This window comes from Sphingomonas sp. GW821-FHT10F09, from assembly GCF_058809195.1.
The window spans coordinates 1,534,376-1,558,616 of sequence record NZ_JBXASI010000001.1; the positions used below are offsets into that span (position 1 = coordinate 1,534,376).

Genomic DNA, 24,241 nt, shown 5'->3' on the forward strand with positions numbered 1-24,241 from the left:
CCGTAACGCCCCTCCCCAGGACCCGCGCCATGAACTCCGAAGTCTCCGCCGTCACCGACCGTATCATCGCGCGATCGAAGGACAGCCGCGCCGCCTATCTGGCGCTGATCGATCGCGAGCGGGAGAATGGCGCGCGGCGGCCGCAGCTCGGCTGTGCGAACCTCGCGCATGCCTATGCCGGGACCGAGGAGGATCGCGATACGCTGCGTGCCGATACCGGCATGAACATCGGCATCGTCACCGCCTATAACGACATGCTGAGCGCGCATGCCGTCTATTACCGCTATCCGGAGCTGATGAAGGTCTGGGCGCGCGAGGTCGGTGCGACGGCGCAGGTCGCGGGCGGCGTGCCGGCGATGTGCGACGGGGTGACGCAGGGCTATCCCGGCATGGAGCTGTCCCTGTTCAGCCGCGACACGATCGCGCTGAGCACCGCCATCGCGCTCAGCCACGGCACCTTCGAGGGCGCGGCGCTGCTCGGCATCTGCGACAAGATCGTGCCGGGGCTGCTGATGGGCGCGCTGCGCTTCGGCCACCTGCCGATGGTGCTGATCCCCGGCGGCCCGATGCCGTCGGGCCTCGCCAACAAGGCGAAGGCGGCGGTGCGCGAGGCCTATGCCGAGGGGAAAGCGGGTCGCGAGGAGCTGCTCGATGCGGAGATCCAGGCCTATCACGGCAAGGGCACCTGCACCTTCTACGGCACCGCCAACACCAACCAGATGATGATGGAGGTGATGGGCCTGCACATGCCGGGCGCGGCCTTCGTCAATCCCGGCACCAAACTGCGCCAGGAACTGACCCGCGCGGCGGTGCATCGGCTCGCCGGCATGGGCTGGCGCGGCAAGGATTACCGCCCGATCGGCCATTGCGTCGATGAAAAGGCGATCGTGAATGCCGCGGTCGGCCTGCTCGCTACCGGCGGATCGACCAACCATCTGCTGCACGTCCCCGCTATCGCGCGGGCGGCGGGGATCGTCATCGACTGGGAGGATTTCGACCGCCTCAGCCGCGCGGTGCCGCTGATCGCGCGTGTCTATCCCAACGGATCGGCCGACGTGAACGCGTTCGAGGCGGCGGGCGGCATGCCCTTCGTCGTCCGGGAATTGCTGTCGGCGGGCCTGCTGCACGGCGACATCACCACGGTGACCGGCGACAGCCTGTCGGCCTATGCCAACAAGCCGGTGATCGCCGACGACGAGCTGGCGTGGGAGCCGGTCGGCGACAGCGGCGACACCAGCATCCTGCGCCCCGTCGCCGAGGCCTTCTCGCCCGATGGCGGCATGCGCATCCTCGCCGGCAATATCGGCCGGTCGTGCATCAAGGTGTCGGCGGTCGACCGCGAGCGCTGGGTGATCGAGGCCCCCGCGCGCGTCTTCCACGACCAGCTCGACGTGATCGAGGCGTTCAAGCGCGGCGAGCTGGAGCGTGACGTCGTCGTTGTCGTCCGGTTCCAGGGGCCGCGCGCCAACGGCATGCCCGAACTCCACAAACTGACCCCGCCGCTCGGCGTGCTGCAGAACCGCGGCTTCAAGGTGGCGCTGGTCACCGACGGCCGCATGTCGGGCGCCAGCGGCAAGGTGCCGTGCGCGATCCATTGTTCGCCCGAGGCGCTCGGCAACGGGGCGATCGGCAAGATCCGCGACGGCGACATCATCCGCGTCGATGCGCTCAACGGCACGTTGGACGCACTGGTCGATCCGGCGGAATGGCTGGAACGGCCGCTGTGCGATGCCCCCGGCGCGGCGACCGGCATGGGCCGCGAACTGTTCGGCATGTTCCGCGGACTGGCGGACGAAGCCGAGAAGGGCGCGTCGGGGATGCTGGCGGCGGCGGGGCTGTAACGGAGTAGGCGTCCTCACCCTTCGCCGCCTGCGGCGTCTTTTCCCTCTCCCATTGGGAGAGGGAGGGAGCGGCAAAGCCGCGGAAGGGTGAGGACGGAGCAAGCTTAGGAGAGAAGAATGCAACTCGTCAGCGTCGACATCGGTGGCACACATGCCCGCTTCGCGATCGCGGAGGTGGAGGGCGGCCACGTCGTCTCGCTCGGCGAGCCGGTGACGCTCAAGACCGCCGAGCACGCCAGCCTGCAGACCGCATGGCAGGCGTTCGCCGCGCGGCACGACGGCCCGCTGCCCAAGGCCGCGGCGATCTCCGTCGCCTCGCCGATCACCGGCGACATCATCCGCCTGACCAACAACCCCTGGGTGATCCGTCCGTCGCTGATCCCCGAGCGGCTCGGCGCCGACGTCTATACCGTCATCAACGATTTCGGCGCGGTCGGCCATGCCGTCGCTCAGCTGCCGGCGGACGATTTCGAGCATCTCTGCGGCCCCGACACGCCGCTGCCGGAGCAGGGCGTCACCACCGTCTGCGGGCCCGGCACCGGCCTCGGCGTCGCACAGGTGTTCAAGACCGGCAGCGGCTATCACGTCCTGCCGACCGAGGGCGGCCATGTCGATTACGCGCCGCTCGACGGGATTGAGGACGCCTTCGTCAAGCGCCTGCGCCGTACCTATACCCGCGTCTCGGCCGAGCGGATCTGCTCCGGCCCCGGGATCATCGCGATCTACGAAACGCTCGCCGAGATGGAGGGCCGCGCCGTCCCCAGCCGCGACGACAAGACGATCTGGACCGAGGCGATCGAGGGCACCGATTCGATCGCGCTCGCCGCGCTCGACCGCTTCTGCCTCGCGCTTGGCGCCGTCGCGGGCGACCTCGCGCTGGCGCATGGCGCCAAGGCGGTGGTGATCGCCGGCGGCCTCGGCCTCCGGATCAAGGACAAGCTGATCCGTTCGGGCTTCGACCAGCGGTTCCAGGCCAAGGGCCGCTTCCAGACGCTGATGGCGGGCATTCCCGTCAAGCTCATCACCCATCCGCAGCCCGGCCTGTTCGGCGCCGCGGCCGCTTTCGCCCAAGACCATTCGTAAAGGGACATCCGGCATGACCGATATCGCCACCATCATGCAGACCAGCGCCGTCATCCCGGTGCTGGTGATCGACGACGCCGCCACCGCCCGCCCGCTCGCCGAGGCTCTGGTCGCCGGCGGCCTGAAGGTGCTGGAGGTGACGCTGCGCACCCCCGCTGCGATGGAGGCGATCGCCGAGATGAAGAAGGTGCCGGGCGCGATCGTCGGCGCCGGCACCGTCGTCAGCGAGGCGCAGGCGCGCGACGTGATCGACGCCGGCGTCGAATTCATCGTCTCGCCGGGCCTCACCGAACGGCTCGCGCGGCCGATCCTCGACGCGGGCGTCGCCTATCTGCCCGGCACCGCGACCGCCGGCGACATCATGCGCGGGCTCGACCTTGGCCTGACCCATTTCAAGTTCTTCCCCGCCGAAACCTCGGGCGGGCTGAAGGCGCTGAAGGCGCTCGCCGCGCCCTTCTACCAGTGCCGTTTCTGCCCGACCGGCGGCATCACCGAAGCCTCCGCCCCCGACTGGCTGGCGTTCAAACCGGTGCTCTGCGTCGGCGGCAGCTGGGTGACCGGCGGCACGATGGCGGACGTCGAGGCGAAGGCGCGGGCGGCCGCACGACTGCGGTGAGGGTTCCTTTACCCCGCCTTGCTAGAATGCCGTCATGTTCGATTTTCGTTTCGATCCGGCGGACGGCGTTCTCCACATCGCGATGGCGGGGTTCTGGTCGGCGGAGACGATGGCGGATTTTTCATCCGCGCTGATCGTCAAGGCCAGGGAGGTGCGCGGGCGCTACGGTCCCTTCGCGACGTTGATCGACCTGCGCCATTTTCCGATCCAGTCGCCGACGGTAACCTCCGCGATCCAGGCGCTGATGCAGCAGACGTGCGGCATACCGGACGGACCGATCGTCACCGTCACCGGGTCGGCGCTCGCCAAGCTACAGGCCAGCCGCATCCTCTGTGCCGACAACAGCCGGGTCTACCTCGACTGGGACGAGGCGGTCGCTGCGCTGCAGAGCGCCTGGCTGCCGCGGGCGATCGCCTGACCTACATCTCGCCGCGCTGGCGGCGGATCGCGTACCATTTGCGCACATTGGCGTTATGCTGGTCGAGCGTGTCGGCGAAGACATGCCCACCGGTACCGTCCGCGACGAAATAGAGCGCGTTCGATTGCGCCGGATCGAGTACCGCATCGATCGAGGCACGCCCGGGATTGGCGATAGGCCCGACCGGCAGCCCCGCCTCGGCATAGGTGTTGTAGCCGTTCTTCGCCTGCAATTCGGATCGCAGGATGCGGCGACCGAGCGGCCGCCCCTTGGTGATCGGATAGATCACGGTCGGGTCGGCCTGCAGCGGCATGCCGCGCTTCAGGCGATTGGCGTAGACCGCGGCGACGGTGCGCCGCTCGGACGGCTTACCGGTTTCCTTCTCGACGATCGAGGCGAGGATGATCGCCTGCTGCGGCGTCGTCACCGCGATGCCCGGCTTGCGCTTCGCCCAGGCGGCGGCGAGATAATCGCGCATCGCCGTCTGCATCCGCGCCACCACCGACGCGCGGGTGTCGCCGCGCTGGAAGGCATAGCTGTCGGGCAATACCGACCCTTCCGTCGGCACCGGGACACTGCCGGTCAGCCCGTCCGCCTTCGCCAGCGCATCATGGACCAGCACCGACGGATAGCCCTCCGGCACCACGACCAGCCGTTGCAGCACCTTGCCGCCCTGCAGCATCTTGAGGATGTCGGACGGGCTGGTGCGCGGCGGGATGCGATATTCGCCCGCCTTGATCGGCTCGCCCGAGCCGAACACGCGCGCGAACAACCGGAAACGGCTGGCCGAGGTGATCGCCCCCGCGCTTTCCAGCGCGCGTGCCGCCGATGCGAGGCTGCTGCCCTCGGCGACCTGCACGGTCAGCGTGCGCGGCGCCGGGCCACTGCCGCCCCAGCCGCGCACCACCATCACCGCCGCGACCAGCGCGACGAGGCCGATCAACAGACCGAGGCAACCGACCTTGCGCATCGGATCAGAGCGCCTTCATCACCAGCGAGGCGTTGGTGCCACCGAAGCCGAACGAATTGTTCAACACCGCGCGCACCTCGCGCTTCCGCGCGACATGCGGGACGAGGTCGACGCCTTCGGCGCCTTCGGAGGGGTTGTCGAGATTGAGCGTCGGCGGCACGATCTGGTCGCGCATCGCGAGGATGCAGAAGATGCTCTCCACCGCACCGGCGCCGCCGAGCAGATGGCCGATCGCCGACTTGGTCGAGCTCATCGACAGGCCGCCGATCGCGTCGCCGAACAGACGCTTGACCGCGCCCAGTTCGATCATGTCCGCCATCGTCGACGTGCCGTGCGCGTTGATATAGTCGATGTCGGAGAGCGCGAGGCCCGACCGGCGCATCGCCATTTCCATCGAACGATAGGCGCCCGAGCCTTCGGGTTCCGGCGCGGTGACGTGATAGGCGTCGCCCGACAGGCCGTAACCGACCACCTCGCAATAGATCTTCGCACCGCGTGCCTTGGCGTGCTCATATTCCTCGAGCACGACGACGCCCGCGCCCTCGCCCATGACGAAGCCGTCGCGGTCGCGGTCATAGGGGCGGCTGGCCTGTTCGGGCCGGTCGTTGAAGCTGGTGTTGAGCGCGCGCGCCGCGGCGAAGCCGGCGATGCCGATCGGGCAGATCGTGCTTTCCGACCCGCCGGCGAGCATGACGTCGGCGTCGTCCAGCGCGATCATCCGCGCGGCATCGCCGATCGAATGCGCGCCGGTGGAGCACGCGGTGACCACCGCGTGATTCGGCCCCATCAGCCCGTATTTGATCGAAACCTGACCCGAAATCAGGTTGATGAGCCGGCCGTGGACGAAGTGCGGGCTGACCCGCTTCGGCCCCTTTTCGGCGAGCACCAGCGATTCGCTCTCGATCCCCGGCAGGCCGCCGATGCCCGATCCGATCGAACAGCCGGCGCGGAACCGCTCGGCCTCGGTCATCTCGGTGAGGCCCGCATCCTCGAGCGCCTGGCCGGCGGCATCGATGCCATAGACGATGAAGGGATCGACCTGCCGCTGGACCTTGTGGTCGACGCGCTTGTCGGGATCGAAGCCATAAGGGTGATCGGCGGGCTTGACCTCGCATGCGATCAGGCATTTCTGATCCGACGCGTCGAACCGCGTGATCGGACCCGCGCCCGATTTGCCCGCGATCAGGTTGGCCCAGGCCGTCTCGACGTCCGCGCCGAGCGGCGTCACCAGACCCAAACCGGTTACGACAACGCGCCGCATACCCTTCACTCCATCCAGTCCAAACACGTCGCCACCGGCTCCGCCGGGGGCTCTTACGAAAAACGGCCCCCCGCCCTCTAGCCAGGGGACGGGGAGCCGTTCAGATCCGGCCCTCAGCGGGCGCGGGCAAGCTGAAAGCTCAGCCCTTATGCTCGTCGATATAGGTGATCGCGTCCTTCACGGTCGTGATCTTCTCGGCGGCATCGTCGGGGATCTCGACCCCGAACTCTTCCTCGAACGCCATGACGAGCTCGACGATGTCGAGGCTGTCGGCACCCAAGTCGTCGATGAAGCTCGCGTCCTCGGTCACCTTGTCGGCTTCGACGCCGAGATGCTCGACGACGATCTTCTTCACGCGGTCGGCGGTCTCGCTCATGGTATAGTCCCTCTTCGTTTGGGGGTGTTTCGTTGTTCCTGAACGCCCGTAGAACGGGCGGGTTCGGGTGGCAAGCGTCTGTTAAGGGTCCGCCGCGACGGCCACCCTCGGCCCGTTATAGATCGTGTCCCTAGATCATGGCCATGCCGCCGTTGACGTGCAAGGTCTGTCCGGTGACATAACCCGCTTCACGGCTGGCGAGATAGACGACGGCGGCGCCGATGTCCTGCGGCGTGCCGAGGTCGCCCGCGGGGATGCGGCCGAGCAGCGCGCTCTTCTGCGCCTCGGGCAGGACGTCGGTCATCGCCGAGCGGATGAAGCCCGGCGCGACGCAATTGACGGTGATGTTGCGACTGGCGAGTTCCTGCGCCAGCGCCTTGGACATGCCGACCAGCCCCGCCTTGGACGCGGCATAGTTCGCCTGCCCCGGATTGCCGGTCTGCCCGACGACCGAGGTGATCGACACGACGCGGCCGAAACGCTGCTTCATCATCGGCTTGGCCGCCGCGCGGATCAGGCGGAACGCGGCCTCGAGGTTGACGCGGATCACCTGATCCCATTCCTCGTCCTTCATCCGCATCGCAAGATTGTCGCGGGTGACGCCGGCGTTGTTGACGAGGATATCGATCCGCCCGCCCAGCGCCTGCACCGCCTGCGGCACGAGCGCATCCACCGCCACCGCATCGGACAGGTCGCACGGCACCGCGACATGCTCGCCGCCGAGGCTTGCGCGAAACGCCTCCAGCTTGTCGGCATTGGACCCCGACACCGCCAGCCGCGCCCCCTGCCCCGCCAGCGCCTGCGCGATCGCGGACCCGATACCCCCGGACGCCCCGGTCACCAGCGCCGTCATACCTGTGAGATCGAACATGTTAGTCTCCAAGAAGGTTGTTCACGCGGAGACGCGGAGACGCGGAGGGGCGATGGTCATTGACGATCCGTCGCACCCCCTCCTTGAGCGTCGCGCCACCGAAATTGATGAGCAGCCCGACGGGCTGCCGGGTGAGGCGTAAATAGGTCAGCAGTTGTTTGGCATGGACGATGGCCAGTCGCTCGATCGATTTGATCTCGACGAGCAATCGCTCATCGACCAGCAGGTCGATCCGAAAGGCGGCATCGAAGTGCATGCCCTCGAACTCGATGCCGATCGGGCGCTGCCGGGCGACGGAATATCCCATCGCGGCCAACTTTCCGGCGAGAACGGTTTCATACACGCTTTCGAGAAGCCCCGGCCCCAGATCGCGATGCATCCTCAACGCAAGGTCGAGCACGTCACCGCTGATCTGGTCGATGTCCCTCACTTCTTCTCCGCGTCTCCGCGTCTCCGCGTGAACCAATCTTCTTTCTGCGCGCCCGAGATCACACCGTCTTAAGCAAATCCTCGATGTCGTCCATCGTCACGACGCTGATCGCCGCGACGTCGGGGGCGATGCGCTTGACCATGGGGGAGAGGACCTTGCCGCCGAATTCGACGAACTGCGTCACCCCCGCGCCGGCCATCGCCAGCACCGATTCGCGCCAGCGGACCATGCCCGTCACCTGCTGCACCAGCGCGACGCGGATCGCGCCGGGGTCGGCGATCGCGACCGCATCGACGTTGGCGAAGACCGGGACCAGCGGCGCGGCGATACGGACGTCGGCGAGCGCGGCGTCCATCGCATCGGCGGCGGGCTGCATCAGCGGGCAGTGGAACGGTGCCGACACCGGCAGCAGCACCGCGCGCTTGGCGCCCAGATCCTTCGCCATCGCCACCGCGCGCTCGATCGCGGCGCGATGGCCGGAGATCACCACCTGCGACGGATCGTTGTCGTTCGCGACGGTACAGACCAGCTGCTCGCCCCCCTCCGCCAGGATCGAATCGACCGCCGCGCCGGCGATCGTCTGCGCCTTGTCGAGGTCGGCACCGAGCAGCGCCGCCATCGCGCCCTCGCCGACCGGCACCGCCGCCTGCATCGCCTGCCCGCGCAGGCGCAGCAGCCGCGCCGTCGTCGCGAGGTCGAACGCGCCCGCCGCGCAAAGGGCGCTATATTCGCCGAGGCTATGGCCGGCGACATAATCGGCCTTGTCCGCCAGCCGCACCCCGCCCTCGCGCTCCAGCACGCGCAACGTCGCGATCGCATTCGCCATGATCGCCGGCTGGGCGTTCTCGGTCAGCTGCAGGTCTTCCGCCGGACCTTCGGTCATCAGCCGGAACAGATGCTGGCCCAGCGCCTCGTCGACCTCGCCGAACACCTCGCGCGCGACCGTACTGGCATCGCGCAGCGCCTTGCCCATGCCGACCGCCTGGCTTCCCTGGCCGGGAAAGATGAATGCCCGCATCGCGCTCTCCTTATATGACAGGCCGTTATGTCAGGGTGGCGCCCCTAGGACCGACACGGCCCTCGTGCAACCTGAACGAACCGGGCGGAGTTGCGACACCTTGCGACCGTTTAACCGGGTCGGCGGGAGAGGTCTGCGACATGTGCGGCCCATATCTCCCTTCGACGCCGGGCAGACGGCGCCTGTAGACCGAATGGGAGTGTATCATGAAGAAGCTGATCCTGAGCGCCATCGCCGCCACGCTGATCGCCAGCCCGATGGCCATCGCCACCGCAGAGGCCGCACCGCAGCAGCGCGAGCGCACCGTCACCACCGTCAAGCACAACGGCAACGGCCGCACCGTCGTGAAGCAGCGCACGATCGTGCGCAACGATCGCCGCGGCCCGCAGAACTGGCGCGCCGGCCAGCGTTTCGACCGCAACCGCGCGACCAACTATCGCGTCGTCCGCGACTATCGCACCTACCGCCTCGCCGCGCCGCCGCGCGGTCATTACTGGGCGCGGTCGGGCAGCGACGCGGTGCTGGTCCGCGACAACGGCACCGTGGTCCGCGTGATCCAGCGCTCGTTCCGCTGATCCGCCTATGACCTTGCTATTCGCCGCCAGGCGAGTATGAGGCCCACATCCGGGGTGGAGAGCCAGTCTCTCCGCCCCGGTTCGTATTGCATGAGAAGACAGCCGGAGGGGCGTCGCATGGGGCGGCGTCAGCGATCGGCCAACGAAGGACAAGGCATGGCTCTGTACGAGCACACGTTCCTTGCGCGCCAGGATCTGGCACAGGCGCAGGTGGACGCGCTGGCGGAAACCGCCACCAAGATCATCGAAGACAATGGCGGCAAGGTCGTCAAGACCGAGACGTGGGGCCTGCGCAGCCTCGCCTATCGCATCGCCAAGAACCGCAAGGCGCATTACGTCATGCTCGAGATCGACGCACCGGGTACGGTCGTCGCCGAGCTGGAGCGCCAGACCCAGATCAACGAGGACGTGATCCGCTACATGACCGTCAAGGTCGATGAGCTGGAAGAGGGTCCGACCGTGATGATGCGCAAGCAGGAGCGCGACCGCGAGCGCCGTGGCGACCGCGAAGGTGGCCGTGATGGCGGCCCGCGTGGCGACCGTCCGGACCGTGGCCCCCGTCGTGACCGTGAAGAGGAGGCCGCATAATGGCTCGCCCGTTTTTCCGCCGCCGCAAGTCCTGCCCGTTCTCGGCCAAGGACGCTCCCCGGATCGACTATAAGGACGTCCGGTTGCTGCAGGGCTTCGTATCCGAGCGTGGCAAGATCGTGCCGTCGCGCATCACCTCGGTGAGCGCGAAGAAGCAGCGCGAGCTGGCCCAGGCCATCAAGCGCGCCCGTCATCTGGGCCTGCTGCCCTACGTCGTTAAGTAAGGAGTCCGAAACATGGACGTCATTCTGCTTGAGCGCGTCGAGAAGCTCGGCGCCATCGGCGACGTGGTGAAGGTCAAGGACGGGTTCGCCCGCAACTTCCTGCTGCCGAACAAGAAGGCGCTGCGCGCCAATGAAGCCAACCGCAAGGTGTTCGAGGCGAACCGCGCCCGCATCGAATCGGACAACGCCAACCGTCGCGGCGAAGCCGAGAAGGAAGCGGGTTCGTTCAAGGACGCGGCGGTCACCCTGATCCGTCAGGCATCGAACACCGGCCAGCTCTACGGTTCGGTCGCGGTCCGCGATCTGGTCGAGGCCCTCGAGGCCGATGGCCACAAGGTCGCCAAGAGCCAGGTCGTGCTCGACAAGCCGATCAAGTCGATCGGCCTGTACGAGGTGCGCGTCGCCCTTCACCCGGAAGTCGTGGTGACGATCAAGGTCAACGTCGCACGCTCGCCCGAAGAGGCCGAGATGCAGGCGACCGGCGTCGATGTCATGGCATCGATGTTCGAGCGCGACGAAGCCGGCTTCGTCGAGGACTATGATCCGAACGCCGAACCGGGCGCCACTGCCGAAGTGCAGTCGGACGCCGGGGAGCCGGCGCAGGGCTAACCCCCCGCGCCGCTTCGGTGGACACAGAAAAGCCCGCCCGGATCGTCTCCGGGCGGGCTTTTTCGTGTCTGTCGTATCGCCCTGTCGTCAGGGGCAGGTCACGCATGCCCCGACGACCGCGGCGAGGGGGATCAGGGCGAGGACGATCGGGAAAATCTGCTTCATGGCGGCGCCTATCTCATCGGGATTTGGCTGCTCAATGCGCGATCCGACAGAAGGTTTCCGTTTCATGAACGATCCTTTCCTTGGCCCAAGCCGTCCGACCGGATTAACGTCTCGGCAAGGTCCTGTCGAATACGGACATATACATGTCCGGGATTTACAGCATCACGACCGATCCCTTGCGGCATCTGGTCTATATCACCCTCGACGGGTTCTTCGAGCGTGCGGACGTCGAGGCGCTACGGACGGCGTCGCTCGATGTTCGCGCAGGGCTGTCCTGTCCGCCGAACGCGCACCGCATCCTGCTCGATTGCTCGGGCATGCACATCCAGAGCCAGGACGTGGTGGCCGCCTTCACCGCCGCGGCGCAGGAGCCGACGCTCCGCTCGCGCCGTGCGGCCGTCGTCGTCGGCAAGTCGCTGGTGAACGCGCAGGCCCGCCGCGTCTTCAAGCTCGAACGCGACCACGTGTCCTTCTTCCTCGACCGGTACACCGCCGAAGCATGGCTGCTGACCCCATCGGTCAGCGGCGTCCAAACAGCTTCTCGATATCGCCGTGGGCCAGTTTTACCCATGTCGGTCGACCGTGGTTACATTGCCCGGAATGGGGCGTAGCCTCCATCTCGCGTAGCAGGGCGTTCATCTCCGCGACCGACAGGATGCGCCCGGCGCGTACCGATCCGTGGCACGCCATCGTGCCCGCCACCGCATCCAGCCGCTCGCGTAGCGACAGCGCCTGATCGAAGGCGGCGAGTTCGTCCGCCAGATCGGTGACCAGCCCGGTCGGGTCGGCCTGCCCCAGCAGCGCCGGGGTCGCGCGCACCAGCATCGCCGTCGGGCCGAATCGCTCCATCTCCAGCCCCAGCTCGGCAAGTTCGGGCGCGCGCTGTTCCAGCCGGTCGCAGGCGGGCTCGTCCAGTTCGACCACCTCGGGAATCAGCAGCGCCTGCGCCGCCACGCGTCCGCCGGCGAGGGCGGCGCGCATCCGTTCGAGCACCAGCCGTTCGTGCGCGGCATGCTGGTCGACGAGCACGAGCCCGTCCTCCGCCTCCGCGACGATATAGGTCTTGGCGACCTGTCCGCGTGCGACGCCGAGCGGGTGCGCGGCGGTCTGCGGCGGCGGCGCCCAGGCCGGTTCCGCTCGCGCGGCCGGCGGTGCCGTGAAGAAAGTCGAGCGGCGGTCGAACAACCGGTGCAGCCCCGCCCCCTCGGACGCAGCGAGTGCCGCATCGGGACCGGCACCGGCGGGCATGCCCCAGCCGGTGCCCTCCCCCGGACCAGAATGGCTCGCCGGCGTCTCCGGCTGCCACATCGCGAGCGCATCCGCGCTCGGCCGCTGGACGCTGCGATGGCCCGCCGCATCCAGCGCGCGGCGCAGGCCCGATACGATCATCCCGCGCACCATCGCCGGGTCGCGGAACCGCACTTCGGTCTTCGCCGGGTGGACGTTGACGTCCACCTCGCTCGCCGGCACGTCGAGGAACAGCGCCACCACCGCATGGCGATCACGCGGCAGCATCTCCGCATAGGCACCGCGGATCGCGCCCATCAGCAGCCGGTCGCGCACCGGCCGGCCGTTGACGAACAGATATTGATGGTCCGCCACCCCGCGATTGTAGGTCGGGATGCTCGCCACCCCACCGAGCAGGATGCCGTCGCGTTCCAGGTCGATCGGCACCGCGTTGTCGGCGAGCGCCCGGTCGGTCAGCGCCGCGACCCGCGCCGGCCGGTCGTCCGCCTGCGTCACCGCCAGCGCCCGCCGCCCGTCATGCTCCAGCGTGAAGGCGAGGTCGGGCCGCGCCATCGCCAGCCGGCGCACCACGTCGAGACAGGCGGCATATTCCGCCCGCGCGCTGCGCAGGAACTTGCGCCGCGCCGGCACCCGCCCGAACAGTTCCTCGACGATCACGCGCGTGCCGGGCGGCAGCGCCGCAGGCCCCTCGCGCGCGACGACGCCATTGTCGACCACCCGCGCCCAGCCCTCCGCACCGGCGATCCGCGATTCGATCGTCAGCCGCGCGACGCTGGCGATCGAGGGCAAAGCCTCACCGCGAAAGCCGAGCGTCGCGACCATCTCGATCGCCTCGTCGGGCAGTTTCGAGGTCGCATGCCGCTCCAGCGCCAGCGCCATATCGGCCGGCGTCATGCCGCAGCCATCGTCCACCACTTCGATGCGGGAAAGCCCGCCTTCGGCGAGGATAACGGCGATCCGATTCGCCCCGGCGTCGATCGCATTCTCCACCAGCTCCTTCAACGCGCTGGCGGGCCTTTCCACCACTTCACCGGCGGCGATGCGGTTGACGAGATGTTCGGGCAGACGGCGTATTGACACCGCGCAAGCTCTATACCAAGCGAACGCATCCCGCGATGCCTTCCGCACAACGTGACGAACTTCATGGCCGACACGGTCTGCGGCGGATCATGCGGAGCTTTTTGCGTCCCGAACACGGAACCCAGCGCCCGATGGCATTTCCCCGCTTCTTCAAATTCATGTCCCACGACATGGCGATCGATCTCGGCACCGCGAATACGCTGGTCTACGTCCGCGGACGTGGCATCGTGCTCAACGAACCGTCGGTGGTGGCGGTGGAGACGATCAACGGCGTCAAGCGGGTGAAGGCGGTCGGCGACGACGCCAAGCTGATGATGGGCAAGACGCCCGGCTCGATCGAGGCGATCCGGCCGCTGCGCGACGGCGTCATCGCCGACATCGACGTCGCCGAGGAGATGATCAAGCACTTCATCCGCAAGGTGCACGGCCCGCGCAAATTCGCGCGCTGGCCGGAAATCGTCATCTGCGTGCCCTCGGGCTCGACCAAGGTCGAACGCCGCGCGATCCGCGACGCCGCCTCCAACGCCGGCGCCAGCCAGGTCTATCTGATCGAGGAGCCGATGGCCGCCGCGATCGGCGCCGACATGCCCGTCACCGAGCCGATCGGTTCGATGGTGGTCGATATCGGCGGCGGCACGACCGAGGTCGCGGTGCTGTCGCTGCGTGGCCTCGCCTATACCACCTCGGTCCGCGTCGGCGGCGACAAGATGGACGAGGCGATCGTCAGCTACGTCCGCCGCAACCACAATCTGCTGATCGGCGAAGCGACCGCGGAGCGGATCAAGCAGGAGGTCGGCATCGCCCGTCCCCCCGCCGACGGCATCGGCAAGATCATCCACATCAAGGGCCGCGACCTGGTCAACGGCGTGCCCAAGGAAATCCAGATCAACCAGGGCCAGATCGCCGAAGCGCTGAGCGAGCCGGTCGCGACGATCGTCGAGGGCGTCCGCGTCGCACTGGAGAATACCGCACCCGAACTGGCCGCCGACATCGTCGACCAGGGCATCGTGCTGACCGGCGGCGGCGCGCTGCTCGAGGGGCTGGACGAGGTGCTGCGCGACGAGACCGGCCTGCCCGTCACCGTCGCGGAGGATCCGCTAACCTGCGTCGCGCTCGGCACCGGCCGCGCGCTCGAGGATCCGATGTTTCGCGGCGTGCTCCAGACCGGCTGAACCGGAACGTCGCGCGAGGGGCGGCGCGCGCCGCCCCTCGCCACGCTTCGGCCGACCGGTCCGGATCCGCGGATGGTTTGGAACGAACGCCGGATGCGCTAAGCGGACGGCACATATCTCAAGAGACGGGGGGACCGGCGCATGGCGCCTGCCCGCGACCGTCGCACGGGTTTCTCGCGGCGGCGGCAATATTCGACGTTTCTCGGCTACGTGCTCGCGGTGGCGGGCGCGGTGGTGGGAGCGGTGCTGCTCGTCGTCTCGACCTTCAACCCGCCCGCGTTCAGCGCGCTGCGCATGGGAGTCGCCAGCCTGACCACGCCGGTCGCGACCGGGCTGGACGTCGTCACCGACGCCGTCCTGTCCGTCCCGCGCGCGATCGGCACCTGGTTCCGCGTCCATGGCGAGAATGCCGATCTGCGCGCCGAGGTGAAGCGCACCCGCGCGATCCTGACCACCGCGCGGACGGTCGCCTATGACAATCGCCGCCTGCGCGCGCTGCTCGCGGTGCGCGAACGGACGCCGGAGCCGGTGGTGACCGCGCGCCTCGTCGGGTCGACCGCATCGAGCGGCCGCCGCTTCGCGCTGCTCAACGCGGGGCGCGTGCAGGACGTGCTGCCCGGCATGCCGGTGCGCGGCCCCAGCGGCCTCGTCGGCCGGGTGCTCGAAACCGGCCCGATCGCGGCGCGCGTACTGCTCGTCACCGATCCCGAAAGCCTCGTGCCGGTGCGCCGCACCCGCGACGGCATGCCCGCCATCGCCGCCGGCCGCGGCGACGGCCGCGTCGACATCCGCTCGGTCAACGCCACCAACGTCCGCTTCGCGAAGGGCGACATGTTCGTGACCTCGGGCACCGGCGGCCTCTACGCACCCGGTGTGCCGGTGGCGCAGGTCGAGCGGGCCGGTGCCGACAGCGTCGTCGCCATCCCCTTCGCCGCCCCCGACGCGCTCGATTTCGCCCTCGTCGAACGCCCCTTCATGCCGATGCCGCCACCGCCGCCACCGCGCCCGGCGGCGCCCTGATCCCGTGATCGACCGGGTGACCCGCAACACCATCGATTATCGGCCGTTCGAGCCGCCGCTGCCACCCGGCCGCGCACGCGCGCTGCCCTGGGGCAGCGTGCTCGGCGCGTCGGCGCTGACCGCGGTCGTTCCGGTCGTCGCCAGCCTGCCGCTGATGCCGCCGCTCGGCCTCATCATGCTGCTGACGTGGCGGCTGCTCGCCCGGTTCGCGCTGCGCCCCTGGGCCGCCGCCCCGCTCGGCCTGTTCGACGATCTGGTCAGCGGCCAGCCGCTCGGCTCGGCGGTGCTGCTCTGGTCCGTGTGCTTCATCGCGATCGACCTGATCGAACAGAGGCTGGTGTTTCGCGATTTCTGGCAGGACTGGCTGATCGCCAGCGGCGCCATCGCCTTCTGCCTCGCGATCGGACGCTGGATCGCACTGCCCATCGGCGCGCATGTCGATACCGTGCTATTGGCGCAGATCATGGTGTCGGTGATGCTCTTCCCCCTCTCGGCGCGGCTGGTCGCCTGGATCGACCGCAAGCGCGGCCCGGCGCAATGATGCGACGCTCGCCCAAGATCGTCACCGAGGCGATGCAGGCCTACAGCTTCTCGCGCCGCGCCTGGCTGCTCGGCACCGCGCAGGCGGGGGTCGGCGTGCTGCTGGCGGGCCGGATGGGCTGGCTCGCCATCGCGCAGAACGAGAAATACAATCTGCTGGCGGAGAGCAATCGCGTCAACCTGACGATGATCCCGCCCCGCCGCGGCTGGATCGTCGATCGCCACGGCGCGCCGATCGCCAACAACCGCACCGATTTCCGCGTCGACATCATTCCCGACCGGCTGGAGGAGGAGGACCGCGTCCTCACCCTGCTCGCCCGTCTGCTCGCGCTGCCGCCCGAGGAGGCCGAGCGCATCCGCATCGACCTGAAGGGCGCGGCCGGGTTCCAGCCGGTGCAGGTCGCCGAGAACATCAGCTGGGACCGGTTCGCCGCGGTCAGCCTGCGCCAGCCCGAATTGCCCGGCGTCGCGCCGACCCGCGGTTTCGCCCGCGCCTATCCCGCCGGCGCCGCAGTCGCGCATCTCACTGGCTATGTCGGCGCCGCCAACGCCGAACAATATAAGGAAACGCACGATCCGCTGCTCGTCACCCCCGGCTTCAAGCTCGGCAAAGACGGCCTTGAAAAGCAGCTCGAAAAGACGCTGCGCGGCACGCCCGGGGCGAAGCGTGTCGAGGTGACCGCGCGCGGCAAGGTCGTCGCCGAACTGCCGACACGGGCCGATGTGCCGGGCAAGACGCAGCGGCTGACGATCGATGCCGGCCTGCAGGAATATGCCGCGCGCCGGCTCGGCACCAATTCGGGCTCTGCGGTGGTGATGGATTGCCGCACCGGCGAGATGCTGGCGATGGTGTCGATGCCCGCCTACGACCCCAACAGCTTTTCGGACGGGATCAGCCATCTCGAATGGAAGATGCTGTCCGACGACGACCACGTGCCGCTGATGAACAAGGTGACACAGGGCCTCTATCCGCCCGGATCGACGGTCAAGCCGATGAACGGCCTCGCGCTGCTCTCCGCCGGCGTCGGCGCGCACGACCGGATCTTCTGTTCGGGGCAGATGCGGGTCGGCACCGGCGTCTTCCACTGCCACAAGCGCGGCGGCCACGGCCCGCTCGACCTCAAGGGCGCGATCGAGCAGAGCTGCGACATCTATTTCTTCGAGATGGTCCGTCGGCTCGGCTACGACAAGATCGCGCCGACCGCGCGCCTGCTCGGACTGGGCGAGAAGTTCGACCTGCCGCTCGCCACGCAGCGCTACGGCACCGTCCCCGATTCGGCGTGGAAGCGCCGCAAGTACAAGACCAACTGGACGATCGCCGACGGCATCAACGCCTCGATCGGCCAGGGCTATGTCCTCGCCAATCCCTTGCAGCTGGCGGTGATGGCCGCCCGGCTCGCCTCCGGCCGGGCGCTGCAACCCAGCCTGCTGAGCGACCACGTCCACCTCGACGTCCCGGCCCTGCCCTTCGCCTCCGAGCATCTCGCGATCGTCCGCGACGCGATGTACGGCGTCGTCAACCAGGGCGGCACCGGCGGCGCCGCGCGATTGCTCATCCCCGGCGTCAGCCTCGCCGCCAAGACCGGCACCGCGCAGGTCCGCCGCATCACCATGGCCGAACGGCGCAGCACCGGCGTGCTCAAGAACGGGCAATTGCCCTTCAAGCTGCGCGACCATGCGCTGTTCGTCTGCTTCGCGCCCGCCGACAATCCGCGCTACGCCGCGGCGGTGGTGCTGGAGCACAACGGCCATACCGTGCGCAACCTCGACACGCCGATGATCGGCCGCGACATCATGACCTGGCTGTTCGACCGCGACCGCGCGATCAGGAGCCTGGCGGAGGTCGAGCCGACCTGGGGCGGCGATATCGCGACGCGGATGACGGCGACGGCGGACGCCTATCGCGCCGCCCAGTCGCCCCCGCCCGCCGCCAACGCCACCAAGACCGACGGCGTCGTCCCGAGCGATTCGGCCGCGGTCGAGGCCGCGACCGACCTCGCCAACCAGACCCAGGCGGCTCTCGCCCCCGACAGCCCGCTCGGCAACAGCGTCGCCGAGGACGGCTCGACCGAACGGACCGAACCATGAACCGCGGTGGCATCATTCCCGATCCGATCGCCCGCCTGCCGTGGCGCGTGCTGGGGCTGATCGTCGCGATCGGCGTGTTCGGCCAGGTCGTGCTCTATTCGGCCGCAGGCGGCTCGCTCCAGCCCTGGGCGCTGTCGCAGGGCATCCGCTTCTTCGTGCTGCTCGGCGGCGCGCTGGCGCTCTCCTACGTCCCCGTCAGCTTCTGGCGCACCGCCGCGCTGCCGACCTATGTCGTCATCGTCATCGCCCTGGTGCTCGTCGAGCTGGTCGGTGCGGTGCGCGGCGGCAGCCAGCGCTGGCTCGACGTCGGCATCCGCCTGCAGCCGTCCGAGTTCATGAAGCCCGCGATCGTGCTCGCCTGCGCGCGTTTCTACGACATGCTGCCGCCCAACGAGATCCGGCGGTTCGGCGCGATCTGGCCCGCGGCGCTGCTGATCGGCATCCCGGCGGCGCTCATCATGAAACAGCCCGACCTCGGCACCGCGCTGATGGTCTGCGGCGGCGGCGTCATCGTCATATTCCTCGCCGGCGTGCCGATGCGGCTCTTCATCGGCGGCGCGCTCGGGCTCGCCATCGCGGTGCCGCTGGCCTTCAACTACGTGCTGCACGATTACCAGCGCAACCGCGTGCTGATCTTCCTCGATCCCGAAAGCGACCCGCTCGGCACCGGCTATCACATCAGCCAGTCGAAGATCGCGATCGGATCGGGCGGATTGTGGGGCAAGGGCTTCCTCAACGGCACGCAGAGCCACCTCGACTATCTGCCCGAGGGCCACACCGACTTCGTCTTCGCGACCATGGCGGAGGAATGGGGGCTGCTCGGCGGCTGCCTGCTCATCGTCGCCTTCCTCATGGTCGTCCGCTGGGGCGTCAACGTCGGGCAGCAGGCGAACACCCGCTTCGCCCGCCTGACCGCGGCGGGCCTCGCCACGACGATCTTCTTCTACGTCGCCATCAACCTGTCGATGGTGATGGGCCTCGCCCCCGTCGTCGGCATCCCCCTCCCCCTCGTCAGTTTCGGCAGTTCCGCGCAAATGACCGTGCTGTTGTGCATCGGCATCCTAATGTCGATCGACCGCCACAACCGCCGCACCGTGCGCTGGTGACGCAAAAAATCGCCGCGGTGCAAAAAAGGGTTTGCATGATCCGAATCCACTGCTAATTGGCCGCCTCCCGACGGGGCCGGCGCCTCTCCAAAGCGCCACCAGACAGGCCGGTCATGGACGCATAGCTCAGTTGGTAGAGCAGCTGACTCTTAATCAGCGGGTCCTTGGTTCGAGCCCAAGTGCGTCCACCACCCCTTAAATATATCAGCATTTCACGCTGGATGCGCGTCGCTATATTCGGCAGATCGGCTGCTAAGTAATCTCTAGTCTATCGCGCTGATCCGGTCCCCTGATCGTCAGGAGCGCCCCCTCCGGGGTGAACAGCAGCACCGACCGCATGATCGCCGTCGCAGTCGCGATAGAGCCAAAGCCTATACCATCGCCGCTCGCGCCAATTAGGCTGTTGCTGGCATCAGGCCGGATTTCGAAAGAGGTTTTGCAGCCGGGCAGTTCACCGCGAAGTGGCGGTCGTCGCCGCTGATCTTGTGTGGCCCCTCCGGCAGCGCGTTCAGCCGGCGACGAATGATCGTGCCGCAACCAGAAGGCCCTTCCCCGCGGGGCCGCCGCGACCGCCACCGGGCGCGTCCGGGTGCGCCAGCCTCGACGGCACCGAGGGCGGCGCCACCGGTACCTCCAGCCGCATAGCCGCCACCCGCGCCCAGCATGCCGATCCCGCCGCTTAGCTGGCGGTCCTGGTTGCCGAACTGACCCGAGCGCGACCGGTTGAGGCTGTTGCCCGTCCCGCTTGCCTGCTGCGATTTGGATCAGAAGCTACGGCCCAGTGGTCGCCCTCTCGTTGTACCTTCAGACGACCCCGTCACGCTCCAAGACTCACAAGCGGTAATTCATCTGTCCGCCCCGCAGGCCAATCCACGCTAGGCCATCGCGAACGATTTCTATCAATTCCTACCTCACAGATAGGAATATCACGTCCGTAATCGCGCAAAGCGAAAAGGGGACGGCTCATGAAACATTTGTTGCTCGCAACTACGGTCCTGATCGCGTCACCCGCGATCGCGCAGACCACCGCGCCCACCAACCCTGCCCCCACGCCGGCACCGATCCCCGCGCCGGGCGACGACATCGTCGTCACCGGCTCACGGCTGGGGGAGCGCACCGTCACGACATCCGCCGTCCCGATCGACAGGCTGCGCGGCGACGACCTGCGTGCCTCGGGCTATCAGGAGACGACCGAGATCCTGCGTCAGCTCGCACCGTCTTTCGCCTTCGCCACGCCGACAACTCCCGACGGCAACACCCACATCCATTCGGCGTCGCTGCGCGGGCTATCTCCCGACGAAACGCTGGTGCTGCTCAACGGCAAGCGCGTCCATACCGCCGCCTGGGTCAACACCGGCGGCACGATCGGCAAGGGGTCGACGCCAACCGACCTCAACCAATTCCCGGCCGCAGGCATCGGGCGGATCGAGATCTTGCGCGACGGAGCGTCGGCGCAATATGGCTCGGACGCGATCGCGGGCGTCATCAACATCCTGTTGCGTACCGACACGCAGGTCCATGGATCCGCCAGCGCGGGCACGACCTCCGACGGTGGCGGCAACACCTATGAAGCCTCGCTGGGCGGCGGTGTGAAGATCGGTAAGGACGGCTTCGTCAACCTGACCGGCTATTACCGCGATCACAAGGCCGCCAACCGCGCCGAACCCGACACGCGCCAGTTCTATTTCGGTATCTCACCCAACGGCGTCGCGCAGCCGCTGTCCGCGCGTTACGGTGCCGGCATCGGGCTGAACCCGCCGGGCGGAGTCGCGGGCACGCGGCTCGATCCACGCGAGGCCACCGTCGATCGCAAGGTCTGGCGCTTCGCCGACCAGGGCGACATTCAGGACGCGTCGGTCGTCGCCAATCTTGAAAAGCCGCTGGGCGACATCACGCTCTACGGTTTCGGCGGCTACCGCGTCAGCAAGGCGAACTCCAACGCGTCGTTCAGGCGTGCGGGGCAGGATGAGAATGTACGTGCGCTCTACCCTGACGGCTTTTTGCCGTTCATCGATACCAGAAGCACCGACTATACCGCCGCACTCGGGCTGCGGGGTGCCGTGGGCGGATGGGAATGGGATTTGTCGAGCGTCTATGGCGGCAATGAGATCGAATATCGGACGCGAAACACGCTGAATGCCACGCTGGGGACCGCCAGCCCCACGGCATTCTACAACGGCGAATATGCCAATTCGCAATGGACGACGAACCTGACCGTCTCGAACGCCGTCGACATCGGCTTCGCGCGGCCGCTGGAGATCGCGATCGGCGGCGAATATCGTCGCGACGGCTACCGGATCGGCCGGGGTGAACTGGCCAGCTATCAATACGGCCCCGCGCGCGTCCTCGACGGGCCCGGCATCGGCGGCATCCCCACGATCGGATCGCAGGGGTTCGCCGGAATCCAGCCCGCCGACGAGGTCGACACCCACCGCCGCGCGCTCGGCGGTTTCGTCGAGATCGCCGCGGAGCCGGTGCGTGGATGGCAGGTCAATCTGGCGGGTCGATACGAAGACTATAGCGACTTCGGCGACACCTGGAACGGTCAGGCCTCGACCCGCGTCGAACTGCCCGCGGGCTTTGCGGTGCGCGGCTCCGCCGGCACCGGCTTCCACGCGCCGGCACTGGCGCAGCAATATTTCAGCTCCACCAGTAGCCGGACGATCGTCAACAACACCACCGGCTTCCCGGAGTTCGTGCTGATCCGCACCGCGCCCGTCGGATCGCCACTGGCGCAGGCTTTGGGCGCACAGCCGCTCAAGCCGGAAAAGTCCACCAACTTCGGCGGCGGCGTCACCTTTGCCAACGGCGGCTTCACCGCGTCAGCCGACTATTACCATATCGACATCGACGACCGGATCACGCTGTCGTCCAACTACGTCGACGCGTCGGGCAGTCGACGCCTGCGCGATTATCTGACCGGCATCGGCATTCCGGGGGTGACGAGCGTGCGCTATTTCACCAACGCGGTGGACTCGCGGACCCAAGGCGTCGACGTCACCACCGCCTATCGCGCCACGCTGGGCGACTGGGGCAACCTGCGGCTGAGCGCGGCGTACAATTACAACCAGACCCGCCTGCGCCGCGTCAGCGCGACGCCGTCGCAGATCACCGCGCTGGGGATCACGACACGCCTGTTCGACGTCAACGAACGGGTCCGCTTCGAGCGTGGACAGCCGCGCGACAAGATTGCGCTCGGTGCGGTCTGGTCGGTCGGTCCGCTCACCTTCGACGCGCGCACCACGCGCTATGGCAAGGTCGAACAGGTCGCGCTCACCAACCAGTCCGCCGCCAACGTCGCGCTGATCGCGCAAGGCGGCACGCCGTTCCGTACCTTGCCTACGGAATCCGGGGCGGCGGGCAATGTGGACGTGATCCAGCTGTTGAAGCCGAAATGGGTGACGGACTTCAGTTTCACCGGCCACGTCAACCGCGCACTCGACGTGACGGTCGGCGCGAACAATCTGTTCAACGTCTACCCGACGCAAAACATCCGTTCGACCGCGGCGCTGACCGGCGCGGACACGTTCGGCGCCTTCCCCTACAGCGAATTCTCGCCGTTCGGGTTCAGCGGCGCGTTCTACTACGTCCGGACGGGAGTACGCTTCTGATGACCGCGCCGATCCTCTCGCGTCGCGAATGGCTCAGCCTCAGCGCAGCAGTGACGACAGCGGCAGCGCTGCCCGCGGTAGCACAGGCCCCAGCGCGCCGGACGCAGCTGTCGCTCAACGAAAATTCCTGGGGCCCCTCGCCCAAGGTCGGCCCCGCGATCGCGCGCGCGGCCACCGGGATCGAACGCTATGTCGACCAGCGCGAAGTCGATGCGCTGACCCGACAGATCGCCACGCTCGAGCGGGCCGATCCCGCGCAGGTCGTGATCGGCGAGGTTCTCGAACCGCTCGGACTGTATCTGGCACGGCAACGGCCCGGGGGTGGCGAGATCGTCTATTCGGCACCGGGTTACACCGCATTGGTCGATTCCGCGGCGCCGCTCGGCGGACGCGGCATTCCCGTGCCGCTCGACGCACGCCTCGAGAACGACCTTCCCGCGCTGGCACGCGCGATCGGCGACCGGACGCTGGCGGTGTCGCTGGTGAACCCGCACAACCCGTCGGGCACCACCAACCAGAACACAGCGCTCGACGCCTTCATCGAAGCCGCGGCGCGGCGAACACTGGTCGTCGTCGACGAGGCCTATCTGGAATATGACGCATTCGCCGAGAAGAGTGCGATCGGCCATGTCCGGGCGGGGCGCAACGTGCTGGTGTTCCGCACGCTGGCCAAGGCCTATGGCCTGGCCGGGCTCTCGATCGGTTATGCCGTCGCGCCGGTCGCCCTGGCCAGTGGATTGCGCGCCGCCGGTATCGGTGCGCCGCATTCACTGAGCCGCCCCGCACTGGCCGCGGCGGCCGCGGCGCTGGCCGATCAGCCGTACGTCCAGACGGTTCGGCGTGCGACTATCCGCGAACGCGTACGGCTCGAAGCGGCAATCGACGCGCGCGGGTGGCGCCGCACCAACAGCTGCGCGAACTTCGTGTTCTTCGAGCCCCCCCGCGCGTCCGACCTGCGCGCAACGCTTGCAAGGGCCGGGATCGACATCGCCCGCCCGTTTCCACCACTCGCAGACTGGTTGCGCATTACGGTCGGTCGGCCGGAAGAAAACACTGCCGTTCTCGGGGTGTTGGGACCGTGGGGGTAGCCCTGATCGATCCAGCGGCGGCGTGACCACCAGTCCGGCTGCCGCGCTGGCGGCACATCCCGAGCGCGGACACCCGGCCTCACCATGGAGTATTTGTATAGATTGATCCGATATATTGCCCGATATCGGAATTCATATCGAGTGCTAGCCTCATCCTCTCACGACGGGATATGGGAGGGGAGCATGCACAAAGCTGCCGCAAGGCTGCTGGCGACGACGACCTTGGCTTTTGCGCCGGCAATC

General features: G+C 68.0%; 24 protein-coding genes and 1 tRNA gene. 17 read left to right on the top strand and 8 right to left on the bottom strand.

The genetic code is table 11. From position 1 onward, the window contains the following. Nucleotides 1-29 precede the first annotated feature (29 nt). The 4 genes from edd (at nt 30) to AC1RTO_RS07305 (ending at nt 3,958) form a co-directional block, all read left to right on the top strand. A complete protein-coding gene (gene edd, locus AC1RTO_RS07290; protein ID WP_493160159.1) occupies nt 30-1,841 on the top strand; it encodes a phosphogluconate dehydratase in 1,812 nt (603 codons plus the stop codon). A 117-nt stretch (nt 1,842-1,958) separates the two neighbouring features. Next, nucleotides 1,959-2,924 carry a glucokinase gene (gene glk / locus AC1RTO_RS07295; RefSeq protein ID WP_493160160.1) on the top strand — a complete coding sequence of 322 codons (966 nt, stop codon included), beginning with the start codon at nt 1,959-1,961 and terminating at the stop codon, nt 2,922-2,924. A 13-nt stretch (nt 2,925-2,937) separates the two neighbouring features. Then, nucleotides 2,938-3,540 (top strand): bifunctional 4-hydroxy-2-oxoglutarate aldolase/2-dehydro-3-deoxy-phosphogluconate aldolase, encoded by a 603-nt coding sequence (gene eda, locus AC1RTO_RS07300; RefSeq protein WP_493160161.1) that lies wholly within the window; start codon nt 2,938-2,940, stop codon nt 3,538-3,540. Nucleotides 3,541-3,574: 34 nt separating this feature from the next. Next, entirely contained in the window at nt 3,575-3,958 is a 384-nt protein-coding gene (locus tag AC1RTO_RS07305; RefSeq protein WP_493160162.1) for a hypothetical protein, read from the top strand. Between the two features lies 1 nt (nt 3,959). On the opposite strand, the gene mltG is transcribed toward AC1RTO_RS07305, so the two are convergent. The 6 genes from mltG to fabD form a co-directional block, all read right to left on the bottom strand. Beyond that, nucleotides 3,960-4,928, bottom strand: coding sequence for an endolytic transglycosylase MltG (gene mltG, locus AC1RTO_RS07310; RefSeq protein ID WP_493160163.1), 969 nt, complete (start codon nt 4,926-4,928; stop codon nt 3,960-3,962). 4 nt (nt 4,929-4,932) lie between these two features. After that, complete coding sequence (fabF, locus tag AC1RTO_RS07315) at nt 4,933-6,189, bottom strand: beta-ketoacyl-ACP synthase II (protein WP_493160164.1); 1,257 nt, start codon at nt 6,187-6,189, stop codon at nt 4,933-4,935. Nucleotides 6,190-6,328: 139 nt separating this feature from the next. Continuing rightward, the gene (locus AC1RTO_RS07320) at nt 6,329-6,565 is read right to left on the bottom strand and encodes an acyl carrier protein (RefSeq protein WP_019515010.1); all 237 of its coding nucleotides are present in this window, start codon (nt 6,563-6,565) and stop codon (nt 6,329-6,331) included. A 130-nt stretch (nt 6,566-6,695) separates the two neighbouring features. Further along, nucleotides 6,696-7,436 (bottom strand): 3-oxoacyl-[acyl-carrier-protein] reductase, encoded by a 741-nt coding sequence (gene fabG, locus AC1RTO_RS07325; RefSeq protein WP_493160165.1) that lies wholly within the window; start codon nt 7,434-7,436, stop codon nt 6,696-6,698. 1 nt (nt 7,437) lies between these two features. Beyond that, nucleotides 7,438-7,866, bottom strand: coding sequence for a GxxExxY protein (locus AC1RTO_RS07330; protein ID WP_493160166.1), 429 nt, complete (start codon nt 7,864-7,866; stop codon nt 7,438-7,440). A 58-nt stretch (nt 7,867-7,924) separates the two neighbouring features. Further along, nucleotides 7,925-8,884: an ACP S-malonyltransferase gene (fabD, locus tag AC1RTO_RS07335; protein ID WP_493160167.1), complete on the bottom strand. Its 960-nt coding sequence runs from the start codon at nt 8,882-8,884 to the stop codon at nt 7,925-7,927. 206 nt (nt 8,885-9,090) lie between these two features. Here fabD and AC1RTO_RS07340 point away from each other — a divergent pair, with 206 nt between their 5' ends. From AC1RTO_RS07340 to rplI, 4 genes are all read left to right on the top strand, one after another. Further along, the gene (locus AC1RTO_RS07340) at nt 9,091-9,459 is read left to right on the top strand and encodes an RcnB family protein (RefSeq protein ID WP_493160168.1); all 369 of its coding nucleotides are present in this window, start codon (nt 9,091-9,093) and stop codon (nt 9,457-9,459) included. A 156-nt stretch (nt 9,460-9,615) separates the two neighbouring features. Beyond that, nucleotides 9,616-10,047 carry a 30S ribosomal protein S6 gene (gene rpsF, locus AC1RTO_RS07345; RefSeq protein WP_293875834.1) on the top strand — a complete coding sequence of 144 codons (432 nt, stop codon included), beginning with the start codon at nt 9,616-9,618 and terminating at the stop codon, nt 10,045-10,047. Continuing rightward, nucleotides 10,047-10,271 (top strand): 30S ribosomal protein S18, encoded by a 225-nt coding sequence (rpsR, locus tag AC1RTO_RS07350; protein WP_007403456.1) that lies wholly within the window; start codon nt 10,047-10,049, stop codon nt 10,269-10,271. The genes rpsF and rpsR overlap by 1 nt, the downstream gene beginning before the upstream one ends. A gap of 12 nt (nt 10,272-10,283) precedes the next feature. Continuing rightward, on the top strand, nt 10,284-10,880 hold the full coding sequence (gene rplI / locus AC1RTO_RS07355; protein WP_493160169.1) for a 50S ribosomal protein L9: 597 nt from the start codon (nt 10,284-10,286) through the stop codon (nt 10,878-10,880). An 87-nt stretch (nt 10,881-10,967) separates the two neighbouring features. On the opposite strand, the gene AC1RTO_RS07360 is transcribed toward rplI, so the two are convergent. Further along, a complete protein-coding gene (locus tag AC1RTO_RS07360) occupies nt 10,968-11,111 on the bottom strand; it encodes a hypothetical protein (protein ID WP_493160170.1) in 144 nt (47 codons plus the stop codon). Between the two features lie 77 nt (nt 11,112-11,188). Here AC1RTO_RS07360 and AC1RTO_RS07365 point away from each other — a divergent pair, with 77 nt between their 5' ends. Further along, complete coding sequence (locus AC1RTO_RS07365) at nt 11,189-11,656, top strand: hypothetical protein (protein ID WP_493160171.1); 468 nt, start codon at nt 11,189-11,191, stop codon at nt 11,654-11,656. Here AC1RTO_RS07365 and mutL read toward each other — a convergent pair. Continuing rightward, nucleotides 11,565-13,373 (bottom strand): DNA mismatch repair endonuclease MutL, encoded by a 1,809-nt coding sequence (mutL, locus tag AC1RTO_RS07370; RefSeq protein WP_493160172.1) that lies wholly within the window; start codon nt 13,371-13,373, stop codon nt 11,565-11,567. The genes AC1RTO_RS07365 and mutL overlap by 92 nt on opposite strands. 131 nt (nt 13,374-13,504) lie before the next feature. On the opposite strand from mutL, the gene AC1RTO_RS07375 reads away from it, so the two are divergent. From AC1RTO_RS07375 to AC1RTO_RS07410, 8 genes are all read left to right on the top strand, one after another. Then, a complete protein-coding gene (locus AC1RTO_RS07375) occupies nt 13,505-14,545 on the top strand; it encodes a rod shape-determining protein (RefSeq protein ID WP_293875785.1) in 1,041 nt (346 codons plus the stop codon). A 141-nt stretch (nt 14,546-14,686) separates the two neighbouring features. Beyond that, a complete protein-coding gene (locus AC1RTO_RS07380) occupies nt 14,687-15,565 on the top strand; it encodes a rod shape-determining protein MreC (RefSeq protein WP_493160173.1) in 879 nt (292 codons plus the stop codon). A 16-nt stretch (nt 15,566-15,581) separates the two neighbouring features. Next, nucleotides 15,582-16,106, top strand: a complete 525-nt coding sequence (mreD, locus tag AC1RTO_RS07385) for a rod shape-determining protein MreD (protein ID WP_493160174.1) — start codon at nt 15,582-15,584, stop codon at nt 16,104-16,106. Then, complete coding sequence (gene mrdA, locus AC1RTO_RS07390; RefSeq protein ID WP_493160175.1) at nt 16,106-18,193, top strand: penicillin-binding protein 2; 2,088 nt, start codon at nt 16,106-16,108, stop codon at nt 18,191-18,193. Before mreD ends, mrdA begins: the two co-directional genes overlap by 1 nt. After that, on the top strand, nt 18,190-19,299 hold the full coding sequence (gene rodA / locus AC1RTO_RS07395) for a rod shape-determining protein RodA (protein ID WP_493160176.1): 1,110 nt from the start codon (nt 18,190-18,192) through the stop codon (nt 19,297-19,299). Before mrdA ends, rodA begins: the two co-directional genes overlap by 4 nt. A gap of 115 nt (nt 19,300-19,414) precedes the next feature. After that, nucleotides 19,415-19,490: transfer RNA gene (locus AC1RTO_RS07400), tRNA-Lys, on the top strand. Between the two features lie 774 nt (nt 19,491-20,264). Then, complete coding sequence (locus AC1RTO_RS07405) at nt 20,265-22,910, top strand: TonB-dependent receptor plug domain-containing protein (RefSeq protein WP_493160177.1); 2,646 nt, start codon at nt 20,265-20,267, stop codon at nt 22,908-22,910. Further along, nucleotides 22,910-23,998, top strand: a complete 1,089-nt coding sequence (locus AC1RTO_RS07410; RefSeq protein ID WP_493160178.1) for a pyridoxal phosphate-dependent aminotransferase — start codon at nt 22,910-22,912, stop codon at nt 23,996-23,998. Before AC1RTO_RS07405 ends, AC1RTO_RS07410 begins: the two co-directional genes overlap by 1 nt. Nucleotides 23,999-24,241 lie beyond the last annotated feature (243 nt).